16 protein-coding genes and 1 tRNA gene are annotated in these 18,236 nt (G+C 67.4%); 8 read left to right on the forward strand and 9 right to left on the reverse strand.

All coding sequences use genetic code 11. From position 1 onward, the window contains the following. The first annotated feature begins 67 nt into the window (after positions 1–67). Positions 68–2,767, forward strand: coding sequence for a phosphoenolpyruvate carboxylase (gene ppc / locus Q7J26_RS01525; RefSeq protein WP_370651890.1), 2,700 nt, complete (start codon positions 68–70; stop codon positions 2,765–2,767). Positions 2,768–2,906: 139 nt separating this feature from the next. Beyond that, complete coding sequence (locus Q7J26_RS01530) at positions 2,907–3,245, forward strand: UrcA family protein (protein WP_304934750.1); 339 nt, start codon at positions 2,907–2,909, stop codon at positions 3,243–3,245. Positions 3,246–3,293: 48 nt separating this feature from the next. On the opposite strand, the gene Q7J26_RS01535 is transcribed toward Q7J26_RS01530, so the two are convergent. Then, on the reverse strand, positions 3,294–4,259 hold the full coding sequence (locus Q7J26_RS01535) for a magnesium and cobalt transport protein CorA (RefSeq protein WP_304934751.1): 966 nt from the start codon (positions 4,257–4,259) through the stop codon (positions 3,294–3,296). A 127-nt stretch (positions 4,260–4,386) separates the two neighbouring features. On the opposite strand from Q7J26_RS01535, the gene Q7J26_RS01540 reads away from it, so the two are divergent. Continuing rightward, a complete protein-coding gene (locus tag Q7J26_RS01540; protein ID WP_304934752.1) occupies positions 4,387–4,788 on the forward strand; it encodes a UrcA family protein in 402 nt (133 codons plus the stop codon). A gap of 71 nt (positions 4,789–4,859) precedes the next feature. Here the strand turns inward: Q7J26_RS01540 and Q7J26_RS01545 are convergent, their stop codons facing one another. Continuing rightward, entirely contained in the window at positions 4,860–7,043 is a 2,184-nt protein-coding gene (locus Q7J26_RS01545) for a M3 family metallopeptidase (RefSeq protein WP_304934753.1), read from the reverse strand. A gap of 128 nt (positions 7,044–7,171) precedes the next feature. Between Q7J26_RS01545 and Q7J26_RS01550 the strand changes: the two genes are divergently transcribed. Continuing rightward, positions 7,172–8,029, forward strand: coding sequence for a glutamate racemase (locus Q7J26_RS01550; protein WP_304934754.1), 858 nt, complete (start codon positions 7,172–7,174; stop codon positions 8,027–8,029). 34 nt (positions 8,030–8,063) lie between these two features. Here Q7J26_RS01550 and Q7J26_RS01555 read toward each other — a convergent pair whose 3' ends face one another. The 5 genes from Q7J26_RS01555 to argH all read right to left on the reverse strand — a co-directional run bounded on the left by Q7J26_RS01555 (position 8,064) and on the right by argH (position 12,693). Then, positions 8,064–9,035, reverse strand: a complete 972-nt coding sequence (locus Q7J26_RS01555) for a cation diffusion facilitator family transporter (protein WP_304934755.1) — start codon at positions 9,033–9,035, stop codon at positions 8,064–8,066. A gap of 79 nt (positions 9,036–9,114) precedes the next feature. Next, complete coding sequence (locus Q7J26_RS01560; protein ID WP_304934756.1) at positions 9,115–9,771, reverse strand: hypothetical protein; 657 nt, start codon at positions 9,769–9,771, stop codon at positions 9,115–9,117. Between the two features lie 49 nt (positions 9,772–9,820). Next, positions 9,821–11,095, reverse strand: a complete 1,275-nt coding sequence (gene lysA, locus Q7J26_RS01565) for a diaminopimelate decarboxylase (RefSeq protein ID WP_304934757.1) — start codon at positions 11,093–11,095, stop codon at positions 9,821–9,823. Between the two features lie 6 nt (positions 11,096–11,101). Then, positions 11,102–11,332, reverse strand: coding sequence for a hypothetical protein (locus tag Q7J26_RS01570; RefSeq protein ID WP_304934758.1), 231 nt, complete (start codon positions 11,330–11,332; stop codon positions 11,102–11,104). Next, a complete protein-coding gene (argH, locus tag Q7J26_RS01575; RefSeq protein ID WP_370651891.1) occupies positions 11,329–12,693 on the reverse strand; it encodes an argininosuccinate lyase in 1,365 nt (454 codons plus the stop codon). The genes Q7J26_RS01570 and argH overlap by 4 nt, the downstream gene beginning before the upstream one ends. 70 nt (positions 12,694–12,763) lie before the next feature. Here argH and Q7J26_RS01580 point away from each other — a divergent pair, with 70 nt between their 5' ends. Then, the gene (locus tag Q7J26_RS01580; protein WP_304934760.1) at positions 12,764–13,429 is read left to right on the forward strand and encodes a TlpA family protein disulfide reductase; all 666 of its coding nucleotides are present in this window, start codon (positions 12,764–12,766) and stop codon (positions 13,427–13,429) included. A 7-nt stretch (positions 13,430–13,436) separates the two neighbouring features. Here Q7J26_RS01580 and Q7J26_RS01585 read toward each other — a convergent pair whose 3' ends face one another. Further along, entirely contained in the window at positions 13,437–13,745 is a 309-nt protein-coding gene (locus Q7J26_RS01585) for a hypothetical protein (RefSeq protein WP_304934761.1), read from the reverse strand. A 1,198-nt stretch (positions 13,746–14,943) separates the two neighbouring features. Continuing rightward, positions 14,944–15,020 (reverse strand) — tRNA-Met (locus tag Q7J26_RS01590). 222 nt (positions 15,021–15,242) lie between these two features. Between Q7J26_RS01590 and Q7J26_RS01595 the strand changes: the two genes are divergently transcribed. From Q7J26_RS01595 to Q7J26_RS01605, 3 genes are all read left to right on the forward strand, one after another. Continuing rightward, entirely contained in the window at positions 15,243–16,478 is a 1,236-nt protein-coding gene (locus tag Q7J26_RS01595) for a PQQ-dependent sugar dehydrogenase (protein ID WP_304934762.1), read from the forward strand. A gap of 60 nt (positions 16,479–16,538) precedes the next feature. Continuing rightward, positions 16,539–16,760, forward strand: a complete 222-nt coding sequence (locus Q7J26_RS01600) for a hypothetical protein (protein ID WP_304934763.1) — start codon at positions 16,539–16,541, stop codon at positions 16,758–16,760. Positions 16,761–17,019: 259 nt separating this feature from the next. Continuing rightward, a complete protein-coding gene (locus Q7J26_RS01605) occupies positions 17,020–18,225 on the forward strand; it encodes an acetyl-CoA C-acetyltransferase (protein WP_304934764.1) in 1,206 nt (401 codons plus the stop codon). Positions 18,226–18,236 lie beyond the last annotated feature (11 nt).

Below are 18,236 nucleotides of genomic sequence, written 5' to 3' on the forward strand. Positions count from 1 at the left end.
GTGCGTTGACGGCGGCGTTTTGGCCCTTTCACATGCCGATCTCCCTACTAGCGCCTAGGATATGCCGATGATGACGCCCGCCGCCGACGACGCCCTGCGTGAAGAAGTCCGACTGCTGGGCGGCATCCTAGGCGAGGTCATTCGTCAGGAGGGCGGCCAGGATCTGTTCGACCATGTCGAGGCGGTGCGTCAGGCCTCGGTCGCCTATCACCGCGACCCGGCCTCGCATCCGGCCAAGCGGCTGGAGAAGCTGCTGACCGCCATGACCGTGGATCAGGCCGCCGGTCTGGCCCACGGTTTCGCCCTGTTCTCGCTTCTGGCCAATATCGCCGAGGACCGCGCCACCCGTCGTCGCGCCCAGACTCAGGTCGTGGCCGGCGCCCGCGCCGACACGCCCGAGGGCGCCCTGCAACGCCTGGCCGAACAGAATGTGGACAAGGCGGCGGTGCGCGCCCTGCTGGAGGAGGCCCTGGTCTCGCCGGTCCTGACCGCCCACCCGTCCGAGGTGCGGCGCAAAAGCGTGATCGACCGGATCGCCGCCATTTCCGAAATCCTGGACCACTGTGACCGCGCGGGCGACGCCTGTTCGCCGGCCCAGATCAATGCGCCCCTGCGCCGCCAGATCGTCATCCTGTGGGCCACCCGCCTGGTCCGCACCCAGGGACTGGTGGTGCAGGACGAGATCGACACCGTCGTCTCCTTCCTGGACCGCATCTTCCTGCGGGTCGCGCCGAAACAGCTGTCGGCCTGGCGGCGCCTGCTGGACGCGCCGGGTCTCCAGCCCTTCATGCGGGTCGGCACCTGGGTCGGGGGGGACAGGGACGGCAATCCGAACGTTGACGGGACGGTGCTGGCCGCCGCCTTCCGCACCCAGTCGCGCGCCGTGCTGGGCTATTATCTGGACGAGGTTCACGCCCTGGGCGCCGAACTCAGCCTGGCGGCCGAACTGGCCCAGGTGTCGCCGGAACTGGCGGTTCTGGCCGACGCCGCCCACGACCCGTCGCCCCACCGCGCCGACGAGCCCTATCGACGCGCCCTGACCGGCGTCTATGGCCGGTTGGCCGCCACCTATGAGGCGCGGGGCGGAACCCCGCCGCCGCGCCGCGCCGTCGTCGTCGCCGAACCCTATCCCGGCCCCGACGCCTTCGAAGCCGATCTGAAGATCATGCGCGACAGCCTGGTGGCGCACAACGGCGCGGTCTTCGCCGACGACCGGCTCAGCGACCTGGTCACGGCGGTCGAGATTTTCGGCTTCCACATGGCGACGCTGGACCTGCGCCAGAACTCGGACGTCCACGAACGGGTCGTCGCCGACCTGCTGAAGGTGGCGGGGGTCTGCGCCGACTATAGCGGTCTGGACGAAGAGGGGCGGCTGGCGGTGCTGGCCGCAGAATTGGCCTCGCCGCGCCTGTTGTTCAGCCCCTATGCCGAGTATGCCGACGAAACCCTGAAGGAGCGCGGCATTCTCCAGGCGGCCGCTGAGGCCCTGGCCGCCTTCGGTCCCCAGGCCATTCGCACCCATATCGTGTCCAAGACCGACGCGGCCTCGGACCTGCTGGAGGTCTATCTGCTGCTGAAGGAAGTCGGTCTCTACCGACCCGAAGATCCCGCCGCCTGCCCGATCCAGGCCGCCCCCCTGTTCGAGACCATCGAGGATCTGCGCGCCTCGCGTCCGACCCTGGAACGCCTGCTGAAAGAACCGTCCGCCCTGGCCGTGGCCAAGGCGCGCGGCGTGCAGGAGGTGATGATCGGCTATTCGGACTCCAACAAGGACGGATCCTATCTGACCTCAGGCTGGGAGTTGCACGAGGCCTCGCGCGCCCTGGTCGAGGTGACGCAAGCCGCCGGCCTGAAGCTGCAGCTGTTCCATGGACGCGGCGGCACGGTCGGGCGCGGCGGGGGCTCGTCCTTCGCCGGGGTGCTGGCCCAGCCGGAAGGCACGGTCCAGGGCCGGATTCGCACCACCGAACAGGGCGAGGTCATCGCCAACAAGTACGGCGAACCCGAGATCGCCCTGCGCAATCTGGACGCCCTGACCTGCGGCGCGGTCCTGGCCTCGCTGGGCCAGGGCAAGGATCACGTCTTCACCGCCGACCATGGGGCCACCCTGTCGGACCTGTCCGCCCGGTCGATGGCCGCCTATCGCAAGCTGGTCTACGAGACCGACGGCTTCGTCGACTATTACCGCGCCGCCACCCCCATCGCCGAGATCGCCGACCTGAAGATCGGCTCGCGCCCGTCGTCGCGCACCGCCTCGACCCGGATCGAGGATCTGCGCGCCATTCCCTGGGTGTTCAGCTGGTCGCAGAGCCGGGTCATGCTGCCCGGCTGGTTCGGCTTCGGCTCGGCCGTCCAGGGGCAGGACATGGCGGAACTGAAGGCCATGGCCGAGGTCTGGCCCTTCTTCCGCACCCTGGTCCAGAACATGGAAATGGTCATGGCCAAGTCGGACATGACCGTGGCCCGCCGCTACGCCACCCTGGTGCCCGACCCGTCGCTGGCGGCGCGCATCTATGGCGAGATCCGCGACGAATGGCAGAGAACCCATGACGCCGTCCTGGCCATCACCGGTCATGACAAGCTGTTGGGCGGCCAACCCGAACTGGATCGGCTGATCCGGCTGCGGATGCCCTATGTCGAGCCGCTGAACCATGTGCAGATCGAACTGATCCGCCGCCGTCGCGCCGGCGACGAGAACCCCCGTGTTCGCGAGGGCATATTGCTGGCCATCAACGGGGTGGCGGCGGGGCTGCGCAACAGCGGCTGATTACGGCCGCAACCATGACGCCGATTTAACCCGCCTGTCTTGGATCGGCGGCTGAACCCTCATTGAGCTGTTACACAACACGCGTATTGCGCCTTCGTCGCCGTTTCGAGCGATTATCTTTCTCTTTAGGAGCAAAGCGATGAAGGTTCTCTCCCCCGTTCTCTTCGCCGTCGCCGTCCTGTCCGTGTCCCCCGCCCTGGCCCAAAGCGATGACGCGCGGATCGCCTTCCGCGATCTGGACCTGTCCTCGGCCGCCGGCGCCGCCGCCTTCGACGGCCGCATCGACCGGGCCGCGGCCGACCTGTGCCGCAACTTCACGGTTCCGGGCAGCCGGATCGTTCGCAGCGAGGCCTGCCGCTCGGCCGTTCGCGCCGAGGCGATGCGCCAACTGCCGCGTTCGCGCCAGGTCGACTACGCCCGCGCCCCGCGCGACGCCCGTCAGGTCGCCCAGGTCGTCGGCCTGTTCGCCAACAGCTGATACCCAAACCGGCGAAGGGCGCCGTCGCCCTTCGCCGCATCGGCCGGCCTACAGCCACTTCGTGCGTTTGAAGGTGATGTAAAGGCCGACGCAGACCGCGACGATCAGGCCCATCACCAAGGCGTAACCGTAACGCCAGTGCAGTTCCGGCATGAACTCGAAGTTCATCCCGTAGATGCCGGCGATGGCGGTGGGCACGGCCAGCAGCGCCGCCCATGACGCCAGCTTGCGCGTGATGACGCCCTGCCGCTGCTGTTCCAGCAGATTGGCGACCTCGAACACCGAGGCCAGAATGTCCGTCAGCCCGTTCAACCGGCTGTTCACCCGACGCACATGGTCGGCGATGTCGCGGAAATAGGGGCGGATGTCCGGGTCGATACAGGGTAGGTCCAGCGACTGAAGCCGCCCCGCCACCTCCTCCATCGGCCCCAAAATGCGCCGGAACTTCAGCAGTTCGCGACGCAGGGTGAACAGGCGGCGGATCTCGCCCCGCGACAGGAAGGCGTCCAGCGCCCGCTGTTCCAGCTCCAACACACTGTCCTCGGCCCCATCGACGATGGGCACATAGGCGTCGGCGATGAAGTCCAACACTCCGTGCAGGACGAAGTCCGGCCCGGCCTGAAGTTGCTCGGGCGAGGCCTCCAGCTGGGCGCGCAAGGCCGTATGCGACCGGGCCGAGCCGTGACGGATGCTGATGACGTGGTCCGTGCCGACGAAGACGTGGGTCTCGCCATAGCTGATGACGTCATCCACCTTTTCGGCGGTGCGGGCGACGACGAACAGTTCGTGGCCATAGACCTCGACCTTGGGCATCTGGTGGGCCGACAGGGCGTCCTCCACCGCCAGGGGGTGCAGGTGGAACCGCTTCACCAGGACATCGAACTCGGCGTCGGTCGGCTCGTGCAGACCGATCCAGACGAATTCGCCGGGTTTCAGCGTCAGCCCTTTTTCCGTCAGGGGCGCCGCCCGCACGCGCTGTCCGTCTCGATACACATAGGAGGCGACGACGGACATGGAATCTCCCGAAAATGGATGCGCTGCTAACGCCTTAGTGCAGGACGGCGCGTGACGAAATGCGCTCAACGCGCGAGCCCCCTCGCATCGACGGCTTCAGCGGGGACGTTCGCCTGTCCGAAATGTCATGACGCCGAATTATGAATCAGCCGTGTTTCCGCCGCGGAAGCTTCGCCGTTTGGATGCGGTTCTGCGCCACCCTTCCCTGCCCCAGCCGATAGAGGGGCGGGAAAAAGGAAACAGGATCATGTTCAGGATTGTCTCTCTAACGGCCGCCGCCGTCATGGTCGCAAGCGCCGCCTCCGCTTCCGACCTTCGCATCTCCTATGGAGATCTGGACCTCGCCACCCGCGAAGGCGCGGCGCGGCTGGACACCCGCATTCGTAAAGCGGCCAACAAGCTGTGCGCAAATCGCACCCCCCTCGAAAGCACCACCTGCCGCGCAGGCGTGCGCAACGAAGCCCTGTCGAACCTGCCGCCGCAAGCCCGGACCGAATACGCCCGGGGCAGCCGCTCCTTTGAAGCCTGAAACGCAGGACGCCGCCGGACCGATCGTCCGACGGCGTCCCCGTTATAGGCTTTCGTCCCAAGCCTGCCCGATCAGGAAACCGGGAAGCCCCGGACCTTCAGCAGGGCTGCGACGTCCGGATCGCGACCGCGGAAGGCGCGATAGGCCTCGGCGCGGTCGGTGGTGTTGCCCGGCGCCAGCATGATCGACTTGAACCGGCCGGCGATGTCCGGATTGAACACGTCGCCCGACTCCTCGAAATAGGCCCAGGTGTCGGCGTCCATCGTCTCGGACCACAAGTAGCTGTAGTAGCCGGCCGAATAGCCGTCGGACGTGAACAGGTGATTGAACTGCGGCAGGCGGTGCCGCATCACGATCTCCTTGGGCATGCCGATCCGCGCCAGGCTGGCCTTCTCGAAGGCGTCGATGTCGGTCGGCGGCGTGGCTTGCGTGTGCAGGTCCATGTCGACGATGGCCGAGGACAGATAGCTGACGGTCGCATAGCCCTGGTTGAAGGTCGACGAGGCCTGGATCTTGTCGACCAGGGCCTGGGGCATGGGTTCGCCCGTCTGATAGTGTTTCAGATAACCGTCCAGGATCGGCCGGCTCAGCACCCAGTGCTCATGCACCTGCGACGGATATTCCACGAAGTCGCGCGGCGTATTGCCGAACGACGGATAGGTCACGTTCGACGAGAAATAATGCAGGGTGTGGCCGAACTCGTGGAACAGGGTCTCGGCGTCGTCCAGCGAGATCAGCACCGGCTCGCCGGGCTCGGGCTTGGTGAAGTTGTTGTTGTTCGAGCCCAGGATCACCTTCGACCCGTCCAGGGTCGAGAAGGACCGGTAGGTGGTCATCCAGGCGCCCGAACGCTTGCCCGGACGGGCGTAGTCGTCGGTGTAATACAGGCCGATCAGCTTGCCGGTGGCCTTGTCGTGCAGCTCATAGACCTCGACGTCCGGCTCGAAGGTCGGGACCGAACCCTTGGGCAGTTGCGTGAACTTGAAGCCGTACAGGCGTTCGGCCATGGCGAAGGAGCCGGTGCGCACCGCGTTCAGCTCGAAATACGGCTTCAGCTGGTTCTGATCCAGGTCGTACTTGGCCTTACGGACCTTCTCGGCAAAGTACAGATAGTCCCAGGGCTCGATGTCGAAACCGGCGATCGCCTTCATGTCGGCGACCTCCTCGGCGACGCGGGCCTTGGCCGGGGCCCAGACGCGATCCATCAGGTTCTGCGCATTGGCCGGGGTCTTGGCCATGGTGTCCTGCATGCGCAGTTCGGCATGGTTGCGATAGCCCAGCAGCTTGGCCCGCTGATCGCGCAGCTTCACGATCTCGGCGATGGTCGCGTTCGTGTCATTGGCGTCGCCGTTGTCGCCGCGATTGACGAACTTCTTCCAGACCTGCTCGCGCAGGGCCCGGTCGTCGGCGAAGGTCAGGAAGGGGTCCACCGACGAACGGGTGTTCAGGATGGCCCAGCCCTGCAGATTGCGGCTGCGCGCGGCCGAAGCGGCGGCGGCCTTGTTCGAGGCGGGCAGACCCGCCAGGCCGGCTTCGTTCGGGATCAGGGTCCAGGCGTTCTCGTCGGCGACGACCTTTTGACCGAAGCGGGTGAAGGCGTTGGACAGGGCGGTGTTGATCCGACCCAGCTCGGCCTTGCCGGCCGCGTCCAGATTGGCGCCCGAACGGATGAAGGCGTCGCGGCGGCGTTCGGCCAGACGCTTCTGCTGGGCGCTCAGGCCCATGGCGTCGGCGTTGTCGGCGATGGTCTTGACGCGCTGGAACAGGGCGGCGTTGAAGGTGATCTCGTCCGAGGCCGCCGACAGGATGGGCGACAGTTCGGTGTCGAGGGCGTCATAGGCCTCGCCGCCGATGTTCGAGGTCATGACGCCATAGATGTTGGACGCCCGATCCAGCGGCTCGGCGGCCAGTTCCAGCGCCGTCATGGTGTTGGCGAAGGTCGGCGCCTCGGGATTATTGGCGATGGCGGCGATGTCGGCGCGTTGCAGCTCGATGCCTTCCAGCATGGCCTCGCGCAGCTTGGCCGGGGTCACCTTGTCGAACGGCGGCAGACCGTCATATGAGCCGGTCCAGGGCTGCAGCAGCTCGGCCCGGGGCGTCGCGGCCGGCAGGACGGCGCGGGCGATGCGGGCCTCTTCGGCCAGATCCATGGCGGTCGGCGCAGTTGCGCCGGAGGCAGAGCCGGCTCCGGTCGAGGCGCAGGCCGAGAGGGCCATCAGGCTGCCGCCCGCGATGAGAAGCTGGCGTCTGTGCATGGAATGCTCCGTGGGAAAATCATGTCGGGGCTACACTTAGGCGCGCCAAGGCGGATCGTCACCTGCCCGACCCGTTAAAGGCCCGTAATCTTGTTGGATGGATCGTCGCACTGTTCTAAAGCCCCGGCATGGCTATTGGCGTTTTCGACTCCGGCGTGGGCGGCCTGACCGTCCATCGCGAACTCACCCGGCGCTTTCCCCAGCGGGACTTCGTCTATCTGGCCGACCAGGCCCACGCCCCCTATGGCGGGCGCGGCGGCGAAGACATCGTCGAACTGACCAAGGCAGGGTGCGAGCGGCTGTTCGACGCCGGCGCCTCGGTCGTGGTCCTGGCCTGCAACACCGCCAGCGCCATCGCCCTGCGCCGCCTGCAACAGACCTGGATCCCCGGCCTGCGCGAACGGCTGGGCCGGCCGGTCAATGTGCTGGGCATCATCGTGCCGACCATCGAGGCCGCGACCGGCAAGCCCTGGAGCTTCGAGGCCGAACGGCCCCAAGAGGGCGAAAAGGTCCAGGCCATCGACATCACCGGCGTCTTCTGCACCGCCGCCACCGCCATCAGCCGCGTGTTCGAGATCGAGATCGACAAGCGGCGCGAGGATATCGCCGTCTTTTCCGAGCCCTGCCCCGGCCTGGCGGGCCTGATCGAACTGGGCGCGCCGCCCGAGGAGCTGAAGGTGGTGGTGGACGACCATGTCGACGCCCTGCGTCGCCGCATCGGCCGCCATCCGGACAAGGCCATACTGGGCTGCACCCATTACGAGATCATCGCCGAACTGTTCGCCTCGGCCCTGCCCGCGGGGACGGTGCTGATCAATCAGCCGACGGCCGTGGCCGATGCGCTGGAGCGGTATTTCGCGCGGCATCCCGAATTCGAACTAGGCGACAGCGGCCGCCGCGACTTCCTGACGACGGGCCAGGCCGGTCCGCAGTCGGAGATGGTGTCGCAGTTCTGGGGCGCGCCGCTGGCGTTCGCTCAGGCGTAGGGGCGGTCCGCCGCCGACGCGCTCAGCGACCTCGTCAGCACCCCGGACAATCCGGCAGGGCCTCGCTTTCCAGCTGAAGCGTCGTGTGCCGGATCGAATGGCGTTTCGCCAGCGCCTGGGCCTCCATCAGCAGTGCGTCGCCGTCCTTGCGGTCGTGGACCAGATGGGCCGTCAAGGCGGTCTCGGTGGTGGACAGGCCCCAGACGTGCAGGTCGTGGACCGCACGCACGCCCGCCAGCCCCATCAGCGCCTTTTCCAGCCTGGCCACATCCACGTCGCCCGGCGCGCCGTCCATGGCCAGATTGACCGAATCCTTCAGCAGACCCCAGGTCGACCACAGGATCACGGCGACGATGACCAGGCTGACCAACGGATCGACCAGGGACCAGCCGGTCAGCATGATCAGCCCGCCGGCCGCCACGACGCCCAGCGACACCCCGGCGTCGGCCATCATGTGCAGATAGGCGCCCCGGGCGTTCAGGTCGTGCTGCGACTTCATGAACAGAAGCGCCGTGCCCAGATTGATGACGAAGCCGATGGCCGCCACCGTCATGATCACGCCCGAGCCGACCGGCGCCGGCTCGGCGAAGCGGCGCACCGCCTCGAAAGCGATGGCCCCGCAGGCGAAGATCAGCAGCAGGGCGTTGGCCAGGGCCGCCAGAACCGTCGCCTTGCCGAAACCGTAGGTGCGTCGGCCGCCCGCCGCCCCATGCGCGCCGCGCCGCGCCAGCCAGGCCGCCCCGCCCGCCATGGCCAGGCCAAGCACATCCGACAGATTATGCCCGGCGTCGGCCATCAGGGCGGTGGAATCCGCGATCAGGCCCGCGCCGAACTCGCAGACGACGAAGGCCAGATTGACCACCAGGCCGACGGCGTAGCGCCAGTCGCCGGTGTCTACCGGACCGTGGGCGTGCCCATGCGCGTGGTGATGCCCGTGTCCATGCGCGTGGTCATGCCCGTGGTCATGGTCATGATCGGCGTGGTCGTGTCCGTGCGAGGCGCTCATGTGTCCGCCTATACGCCATTTCCGCAAACGGCCAAGCTGCTACATGATAACGCGTTGAATGTTATCATGTAATGCCTCGTCAATGCTGATGCAGGGCGACCATCAGACCGAGGGCGATCAGGGCCACGCCCAGCACGGCGCCCTCGTAGCGCGCCCAGCGCTCCAGCCGCAGGATCGAGGCCCCCGCGCTGGCCAGGGCCGTGAACACCGCCATGCCGGCGATGGTGCCGACCGCAAAGACCAGGGTCAGCAGGGCCAGGGCGGCGAAGCCTTCCGAGGCCGAGGACAGATAGATGGGCAGCAGGACCTCGCCCGGCGACACCGCCATCATGGCGACCAGGCCCAGGAAGGCCGCCTTGTCGGAGACGGCGGGCGGGGCGGCGTCCATCTGCGGACCGCCGGCCGTCGCCGGACGCAACAGGGTCGCCCGCGCCAGGTAGAAGGCGCCGAACAGGAACAGCAGCACCGCCGCGAGATGGGGCAGAAGCCCCTCGACCCACTGGTCCAGCGCCAGGCCCGCCGCCACGATCAGGCCGCCGACCACCGCCGTCGATGCGATATGGGCCAGCCCCGCCACAGTCACCGCCAGCAGCACCCGCGACGCCCGCCAGCCCTGGGCCCGGCCCACCAGGGTGAAGGGCAGCCAGTGGGTCGGCAGGGCCGCGTGCAGGAAGGCCGCGACGAAGCCGCCCCCAAGCAGGGACAGCAGCACGGAGGGTTCGGCGGCGGGCGACATGGGCGGCCCTATAGCTCGTTACTTTATAACAGTCGAGACCAATTCAGACCTAAAGCCAATCGGCGAAGGGCTCCCGGTCCAGCATGTCTTCATAGGTCGGGCGCGGCCGGATGACGGCCCATTGATCGCCGTCCACCAGAACCTCGGGCACCAGGGGGCGGCTGTTGTACTCGCTGGACATCACCGCCCCATAGGCGCCGGCGCCGGTGAAGACGACCAGATCCTCGGCCTCCAGAGGCGGCAGGCTGCGGTCGCGGGCGAAGGTGTCGCCCGTCTCGCAGACCGGCCCTACGACGTCATAAGGGCGCGCGCCGCCGTCGCGCGGATTGACCGGCTTGATGTCATGGAAGGCGTCGTACAGGGCCGGGCGCATCAGATCGTTCATCGCCGCATCCAGCACCAGGAACCGGCGCCCGTCCGAGCGTTCATTGACCTGGATCACCTGGCTGAGCAGCACTCCGGCGTTGGCGGCCAGCAGACGGCCGGGCTCGAACGCCGCCTCGACGTCCAGTCCCGCCAGAACCCGCGCGGCCATGGCCACATAGTCGGCCGGCGACGGCGGCTCGACCCCGCCCGAATAGGGCACGCCCAGTCCGCCGCCGAGGTCCAGCCGCGTCACCGCATGCCCCTGGGCCCGCAGGTCTCGCGTCATCTGGGCCAACACGGTGAAGGCGGCCTGCAGCGGGGCCAGGTCGGTGATCTGGCTGCCGATATGGCAGGCCAGACCGACCGGCGTCACATGGGGTGAGGCCGAGGCGCGGGCGTAGAGGGCCATGGCCTCCTCGACCGGCACGCCGAACTTGTCGCCCTTGCCGCCGGTGGTGATCTTGGCGTGGCCGCCGGCCCCCACATTGGGATTGACCCGAACGGCCACGGCCGGCGACGCCTGCATCAGGGCCGCGACCGCGATCAGCCGATCCAGCTCGGCGCCGGATTCGATATTGATCTGGCGCACGCCGACGCTAATGGCGAAGACCATCTCCACATCGGTCTTGCCGACGCCGGAGAAGATGATCCGGTCAGCCGGCACGCCCGCCGCCAGGGCCCGGCGGATCTCGCCCTCGGACACCGTGTCGGCGCCCGAGCCCAGTTTGGCCAAGGTCGCCAGCACCGACAGGTTGGAGTTGGCCTTGACCGCAAAGGCGATCAGGGCCTCGCCCAGGGCTTCACGGTGCGCATCTGCGGCCGCGCGCAACAGGCCGTAGTGCCGCTTCAGCGTCGCGGTGGAATAGACATAGACGGGCGTGCCCACCTCGTCGGCGATGATTTCCAGCGGCACGCCCTCGGCATACAGGGCGCCGTCCTTCAGGTCGAAATGATGCAAGGCGGCCTAGCGGGGGTCGTTCTGGGCGGCGCCAGCGCCGATGGGATTGGAGGGACCGCCGTCGATCGGCACGCTGCTGGACGGGCGGTTGATGGTGGCCGGTTCGGGCAGGCCGGGGGCGCGGCTGCTGCGCGGCGCACGCTCGGTCTCGCGCGCCGGCGATTCCAGGTCGGCCATACGGCCGCAGCCGGCGGCCGACAGGGCGAGCAGGCCCGCGAGGATCAAGGTCTTCTTCATAGGCGGGCTCTCCAGTCGGCGATGCGCGCACGGACCTGTTCCGGCGCTGTGCCGCCATAGCTCTGACGGCTTTGGCACGAAGCCTCGGCGGTCAGCACCTTGTAAACCGCTTCCGTGATCCCCGGCTCGAGTTTCTGCATTTCCGTCAGCGGCAGTTGCGACAGGTCCACGCCCATCGCCTCGGCCTGTTTCACCGCCGCCCCCGTCACATGGTGCGCCTTGCGGAAGGGCAGGTTCAGTTCGCGCACCAGCCAGTCGGCCAGGTCGGTCGCGGTCGAAAAGCCGGCGCCGGCCGCCGCCGCCATCCGTTCGGTGTTCGGACGCAGAGCCGAGACCATGGCGGTCATGGCGACCAGGGCCAGGTCCAGGGCGTCGAAGGCCTCGAACACCGGCGGTTTGTCCTCCTGCATGTCCTTGGAATAGGCGAGCGGCAGCCCCTTCATCACGGTCGACAGGGCGACCAGCGAACCCAGGATCCGGCCGGTCTTGGCCCGAACCAGTTCGGCCGCGTCGGGATTGCGCTTCTGCGGCATGATCGAGGACCCGGTGGTCAGGTCGTCGGGCAGGCTGGCGAAACCGAACATCGGCGTCATCCAGACCACGATCTCCTCAGCCAGGCGCGACAGGTGTCCCGCCGTGATCGAGGCGGCGGCCAGGCTTTCCAGGGCGAAGTCACGGTCCGACACTGCGTCCAGCGAGTTGGCCATCGGCCGGTCGAAGCCCAGTTCCGTCGCTGTCATGTGGCGGTCGATCGGGAAGGGCGAACCGGCCAGGGCGGCAGCGCCCAGCGGGCTCTCGTTCATCCGCGTCCGGGCGTCGGCGAACCGACCGGCGTCGCGGCCGAACATCTCGACATAGGCCATCAGATGGTGCCCCAGGGTCACCGGCTGGGCCGTCTGCAGATGGGTGAAGCCCGGCATCAGGTCGCCGGCGTGCTGTTCGGCCCGGTCCAGCAGGGCGGCCTGCAAGGCCTTGAGTTGGGCGATGGTGCGGTCGGCGGCGTCGCGAACCCACAGGCGGAAATCGACCGCGACTTGGTCGTTACGGCTGCGGGCGGTGTGCAGCCGGCCCGAGGGTTCGCCGATCAGTTCCGACAGCCGGGCCTCCACATTCATGTGGATGTCCTCGAACTGGTCGCGGAAGGGGAAGGTCCCGCCGACGATCTCGGCCTCGATGGCGTCCAGCCCGCCCAGGATGGCTTCGGCGTCGGCCGGCTGGATAACGCCCTGTTTGGCCAGCATCCGGCAATGGGCGCGCGAACCGGCCAGATCCTGACGCCACAGACGCTGGTCCACGCCGATGGAGACGTTGATCGCCTGCATGATCTCGGCGGGGCGCGACGAAAAGCGGCCGCCCCACATGTCTTGACCTGCGGGCTTTGCCGGGGCCTTAGAAACATTGGCTTGGGCGGTATCGGAGGCGGCGTCTGTCATGAGTGGCTCGAGAAAGGCGATCTGGGCGGTCGTCGGCGCGCTCGTGCTGTTCAGCACGCTCGCCGGCGCCGGCGGCTTGGCGATGTCGCTATACGCCAATCATAGGCAGAAGGCGCAACCCCAGACGACGCCCGTGGCGAAAAGCGATCTGGCTCGGTTCGCGGTCGGGCCGCTAGCGGCGCTGGAGACGCCGACCGATCTGAAGACCGCGCCGGAATACATGTTCCGCGACCGCAACGGCACGGCCGTGCGGTTCTCGACCTTCGAGGGCAAGGTGGTGGTGGTCAATCTGTGGGCCATGTGGTGCGCCCCGTGCCGCACGGAAATGCCGACCCTGGCGGCCTTGGCCCGGCATTATCAGACCAACGAGGACCTGATCGTCCTGCCGATCAATGTCGACGCCTCGGCCGACGCCCTGGCCGACGCCAAGAGCTTCATCGACGTCCACGAACCCCTGCCGCTGTACAGCGACATCAAGTTCCAGCTGCCGTTCGAATTCCCGGGCAAGGGCAAGATGCCCCAGACCATCTTCCTGGATCGCGAAGGCCGCATCCGCGCCACCTTCTCGGGCGAAGCCGACTGGAACAGCCCCGAGGCCCACGCCCTGATCGACGCCCTGCTGGCGGAAGGCGCGCCCGCCGCCGGGGCGACGCCGGGCGCCTGATCGGCCGTCAGTTTTCGGCAGGCACGCGCTGGTTGGTGGCCGGATCAACCGCGCCCGGCTTGCCCTGCGCGGCGGCCTTGGCCTGATTTTCCTCCAGCTCATCGGCGACATTGCCCGCGCCGGTCTCAACTGCGCGCGCGGCCTTCATGGCGCCGGACTCGATGACTTCGCCCGCCTGGGCGGCAACTTCGCCGGTGCGATCCGCAGCCGCCTCGGCGTTGGCTTCGGTCTTTTCCTGCTCGGCCTCGGTGCAGGCGGCGGCGCCCAGGCACAGAACGGCGGCGGCGGCCAGCAGGGCCTTCGTACGAATGGTCATGAGGTCTCTCCGGTCGAGTTCGGTATTTGGGCAAAGAACGCGGCGGCCAGCGGCCGGTTGCGCGACCATTGATACCTCCCTGCGGAAACTGTCACCGGCCGTTGGTCGCCAAGACGACACCGGCGAGCAGAAGCGGCATGGCAACCGCCAACATCAACGCGCTCGCCCCATCCAAATCCAGAGTGTGTCGCAACAACAGAGACACGCAGAGGCATGCCATGCCCACGATATTGGCAGCGACGCTCAGCTTTACAGGTTTCATCATTTCGTCCCTGCAGGATGCGCACAACCCTATGGCGCGGCTCATCGAAACTGATGATGCCCCCTATACGCGAACCTCCGCAACCTCAGACGCACCGCGATGTTGGGCAACCCTCTGTTCAGTCGAGGTACGAAGGCTCTAATTTCAAGAAGATGCTTACTGGAGGCGGGATCGAACCGCCGACCTTTGGGCTATGAATCCACACCATGGTCTTCTCCGGTCAAGGTTGTCGGCCGCAGAATGCGGCAAGGCCAAACCGGTTGCCAGGGCCGCCCGCGTCGGGACGCCGCGTGGGACAGGTTCGGACGGCGCAGCCGCAGATGCAGAGTCGAGCAAGGGCGGTCTTCACGCCTTTCAGTTCACCCACGTCCGCAAAATCAGGGCCGTTAAGCGTCCGCCTCGGCCCTGTTCTCAACCCGCCTCATTTAACGGAATTGGCTTTTCGCCATATCTTCGCGCCTGTGTCAGCTCGCGTTTCGATTGCGAAGACGGAGGCTTCGTGAGACCTTGATCGCTTAAAGAGAGGGATCATCATGTTTTCAGCGCCACTCATCGTTGCCGCCGCTCTAGCCGTTCAGGCGTCAGCTCAGACGCCACCCCCCGCGAACAGTCCGGCGGCAGCCCCGCCCACAGCAGCCGCCCAGCAACCTGAACCTGCCCGAGCGCGCCGTATCTGCGAAACGCGCGCCCCGACCGGCCGCAGACTGGAACAACGCACCTGCTACACGCCGGAACAGCACGCCGCTCTCGTTGCGGCAAAGCGAAGAGAGGCGGAAGAGATCGCTGGCGCCAACAATATCCAGAACGACCGGGCAATCGTCGGCATCCCTTCGCCTAACTGAGGGGCGCTATAGAGACCGTCATCTTTCGGAGTTCGGGCGCGACTCGTCGCCGGGGCGGAGGCGGCCTGTGCTTGCGACTAAACTAAGGAGGAGGTGGTGACTGGAGGCGGGATCGAACCGCCGACCTGTGGGTTATGAATCCACCGCTCTAACCATCTGAGCTACCCAGTCGCATCCCGTCTCCGGGCGTCCGCGAGGCCGAGGGCCAGCGCGAAAGAGGCGTGCCTATATCGCCGTCGGGCGCGCGGTTCAAGTCGTCTCGACGTAGATCGTGCGGCGATAGAGCGCACGACAGGCTGATGCGGGAACGGTAACGCTGAAGGGGTCGTTGCCGATGTCAGTCCCCCAGTCCGCCCCAGATCCCCTAAAGACCTCACCGGAGCATCCGTCGCCATGCGCCTGATCGTCCTCGCCGCCTCCACCTCCCTGCTCGTTCTCGCCGCCGCCTGCGGCGCCAATGGCGAAAGCGCTCCGGCCTCGGGCCAGGCGGGCGCCCCGCTGGAAACCCGCCCGGCCAACAACCCGGATCAGCAGCCCGCCTTCCCCGGTCAGACCCGGGCGCCGGGCGTGAAGACCGACGTCGCCCTGAGCCACAGCGTCGTCGCCTCGGGCCTGACGCATCCGTGGGGCCTGGCCCTGATGCCCGACGGCCGCTGGCTGGTGACGGAAAAGCCCGGACGGCTGCGCACCATCACCGCCCAGGGTCAGATCAGCGAACCGGTCCAGGGCCTTCCGCCCGTCGACGCGCGCGGTCAGGGCGGCCTGCTGGATGTGGTCGTCAGCCCCGGCTTCGGCCAGGACCGCCTGATCTACTGGAGCTATTCGGAGCCCCGTGAGGGCGGCAACGCCACCTCGGTCGCGCGGGGCCGCCTGTCCGACGACGGCGCACGGGTGGAGAACGTCCAGGTCATCTTCCGGGCCCTGCCCGTCTATGACGGCGACAAGCATTTCGGCTCGGCCCTAGCGTTTGCGCCGGACGGCACCCTGTTCATCACCCTGGGCGAACGCTCCGACCGGCCGATGCGGCCTCAGGCTCAGGATCTCGGCTCGCACATGGGCAAGACCATCCGCATCAACGCCGACGGCACCGTGCCCCAGGACAATCCCTTCGTCGGCCGCGCCGGCGCCCTGCCCGAGATCTGGAGCCTGGGCCACCGCAACGCCCAGGGGATCGCTGTCCAGCCCGGCACGGGCGCGATCTGGACCATCGAACACGGCACGCGGGGCGGCGACGAGGTCAATCTGGACAAGCCGGGCCTGAACTACGGCTGGCCCGACGCGGCTTACGGCGTGGAATACGCCGGCGGTCAGATAAACAGCGGCGCAACCCAGGCGCCGGGTACAGAACAGCCGGTCTATTATTGGGACCCGGTCATCGCACCGGGCGGGGCGACCTTCTATCAAGGCGCCATGTTCCCCGCCTGGGACGGCGACCTGCTGGTGGCCGGACTGAAGGACAAGCACATCGCCCGGCTGGTGATCGAGAATGACAGGGTCGTGGGCGAGGAGCGGTTGCTGACCGACCTGGGCGAACGGATCCGCGACGTGGCCGTGGGGCCGGACGGCGCAGTTTGGGCCATCACCGACGAGGACGACGGCAAGCTGGTCAGGCTGGCGGTCGCGCAGTAATCTGGCTGCGCCGGGGGGCAGGGCCGAAACGCCGACGCGTTTCGGAAAACAGGAGACACCATGCGCACCCTCTTCGTCGCCATCCTGCTGACTGCACCGCTGCTCACCGCCTGCGCCTCGACGGGCCAGACGAACACCTATCAGGAAGACCTCAAGCGGCTTGAGGCCACATGCACCGAGCGTCAGGGTATTCTGACCCCGACCGGTCTACAAAGCGGCCGGCCCGAGACCGAATACGCCTGCCGCATCGCGGGCGGCGCCAGCCGCATTCCGCCGCGCTGACGCACGACCCGAGCCGGCCCGACCGTGACGGTCGGGCCGGCGTCTTGCGCGCCTTTATGGCTGGCGCGATCCCCGACCTGTCCCCATCTGGATTTGTGCGGCCCCGTGGCTGCAGCCGTTCACGCGGCTTATTACTTGACGTTGACGTAAACGTAGGGTTCTTGGCGTTCGAGCTTAGACCCGTCCTTCCCCGACCGTCGCGAGACGCCCATTTCTCATGGGCGCCGAGCGCAGGGGCCAAAAATGGAGACTCACTCCCATGGCTGACGCCTATATCTACGACGCCGTCCGCACCCCGCGCGGCAAGGGCAAGAAGGACGGCTCGCTGCACGAGATCACCGGCCTCAGCCTGGCCACCCAGGTTCTGGAGGCCCTGCGCGACCGCAACGACCTGGACACGTCCAAGGTCGACGACGTCATCCTGGGCTGCGTCACCCCCGTGGGCGAACTCGGCGCCGACATCGCTCGTACGGCGGTGCTCTCGGCCGGCTGGTCGCAATATACGGCGGGCGTTCAGGTCAACCGCTTCTGCGCCTCGGGCCTGGAAGCCGTGAACATGGCCTCCGCCAAGGTGAAGTCTGGCGAGGCCGACTTCGCCGTCGGCGGCGGAGTCGAGGCCATGAGCCGCGTGCCCATGGGTTCGGACATGGGCGCCTGGCCCACCGACCCGTCGTCGGCCTTCCCCACCTATTTCGTGCCGCAAGGCGTGTCGGCGGACATGATCGCCACCAAATACGGCTTCAGCCGCGACGACGTGGACGCCTATTCGGTCGAAAGCCACAAGCGCGCCGCCCAGGCCTGGGCCGAGGGCCGCTTCAAGAACTCGGTTCTGGCGGTCAAGGACCAGCTGGGCCTGACCATCCTGGACCGTGACGAGACCATTCGTCCGAACACGGACATGCAGACCCTGGGCGGCCTGAACCCCTCCTTCGCCATGATGGGCGAGATGGCCTTCGACAGCGTGATCAACCAGCGCTACCCCGAGGTCGAGCGCGTCAACCACGTCCACACCCCCGGCAACTCGTCCGGCATCGTCGACGGTTCGGCCGGCGTGCTGATCGGTTCGCTGGAAGCCGGCCAGGCCCTGGGCCTGAAGCCGCGCGCCAAGATCCTGGGCGGCGCCTCGATCGGCTCCGAGCCGTCGATCATGCTGACCGGCCCGGAATATGTGACCCGCAAACTGCTGGGCAAGCTGGGCATGACGCCCGACGACATCGACGTGTGGGAGCTGAACGAGGCCTTCGCCGCCGTCGTCCTGCGCTACATGCAGGCCCTGAACATCGACCACGCCAAGATGAATGTGAACGGCGGCGGCATCTCGATGGGCCACCCCCTGGGCGCCACCGGCGCCATGATCACCGGCATCGCCCTGGACGAGCTGGAACGCTCGAACAAGTCGACGGCCCTGATCACCCTGTGCATCGGCGGCGGCATGGGCACCGCCACCGTCATCGAACGCGTCTGATCCGGAGCGAA

The sequence above is a fragment of the Brevundimonas sp. genome (assembly GCF_030656255.1).
Taxonomy (GTDB): domain Bacteria; phylum Pseudomonadota; class Alphaproteobacteria; order Caulobacterales; family Caulobacteraceae; genus Brevundimonas.

Excerpts from the sequence above, each read along its gene's own strand:
- ppc (WP_370651890.1), top strand. The coding sequence starts at position 68 with ATGATGACGCCCGCCGCCGACGACGCCCTGCGTGAAGAAGTCCGACTG.
- Q7J26_RS01530 (WP_304934750.1), top strand. The coding sequence starts at position 2,907 with ATGAAGGTTCTCTCCCCCGTTCTCTTCGCCGTCGCCGTCCTGTCCGTG.
- Q7J26_RS01535 (WP_304934751.1), bottom strand. The coding sequence starts at position 4,259 with ATGTCCGTCGTCGCCTCCTATGTGTATCGAGACGGACAGCGCGTGCGG.
- Q7J26_RS01540 (WP_304934752.1), top strand. The coding sequence starts at position 4,387 with ATGACGCCGAATTATGAATCAGCCGTGTTTCCGCCGCGGAAGCTTCGC.
- Q7J26_RS01545 (WP_304934753.1), bottom strand. The coding sequence starts at position 7,043 with ATGCACAGACGCCAGCTTCTCATCGCGGGCGGCAGCCTGATGGCCCTC.
- Q7J26_RS01550 (WP_304934754.1), top strand. The coding sequence starts at position 7,172 with ATGGCTATTGGCGTTTTCGACTCCGGCGTGGGCGGCCTGACCGTCCAT.
- Q7J26_RS01555 (WP_304934755.1), bottom strand. The coding sequence starts at position 9,035 with ATGAGCGCCTCGCACGGACACGACCACGCCGATCATGACCATGACCAC.
- Q7J26_RS01560 (WP_304934756.1), bottom strand. The coding sequence starts at position 9,771 with ATGTCGCCCGCCGCCGAACCCTCCGTGCTGCTGTCCCTGCTTGGGGGC.
- Q7J26_RS01570 (WP_304934758.1), bottom strand. The coding sequence starts at position 11,332 with ATGAAGAAGACCTTGATCCTCGCGGGCCTGCTCGCCCTGTCGGCCGCC.
- argH (WP_370651891.1), bottom strand. The coding sequence starts at position 12,693 with ATGTGGGGCGGCCGCTTTTCGTCGCGCCCCGCCGAGATCATGCAGGCG.
- Q7J26_RS01580 (WP_304934760.1), top strand. The coding sequence starts at position 12,764 with ATGAGTGGCTCGAGAAAGGCGATCTGGGCGGTCGTCGGCGCGCTCGTG.
- Q7J26_RS01585 (WP_304934761.1), bottom strand. The coding sequence starts at position 13,745 with ATGACCATTCGTACGAAGGCCCTGCTGGCCGCCGCCGCCGTTCTGTGC.
- Q7J26_RS01595 (WP_304934762.1), top strand. The coding sequence starts at position 15,243 with ATGCGCCTGATCGTCCTCGCCGCCTCCACCTCCCTGCTCGTTCTCGCC.
- Q7J26_RS01600 (WP_304934763.1), top strand. The coding sequence starts at position 16,539 with ATGCGCACCCTCTTCGTCGCCATCCTGCTGACTGCACCGCTGCTCACC.
- Q7J26_RS01605 (WP_304934764.1), top strand. The coding sequence starts at position 17,020 with ATGGCTGACGCCTATATCTACGACGCCGTCCGCACCCCGCGCGGCAAG.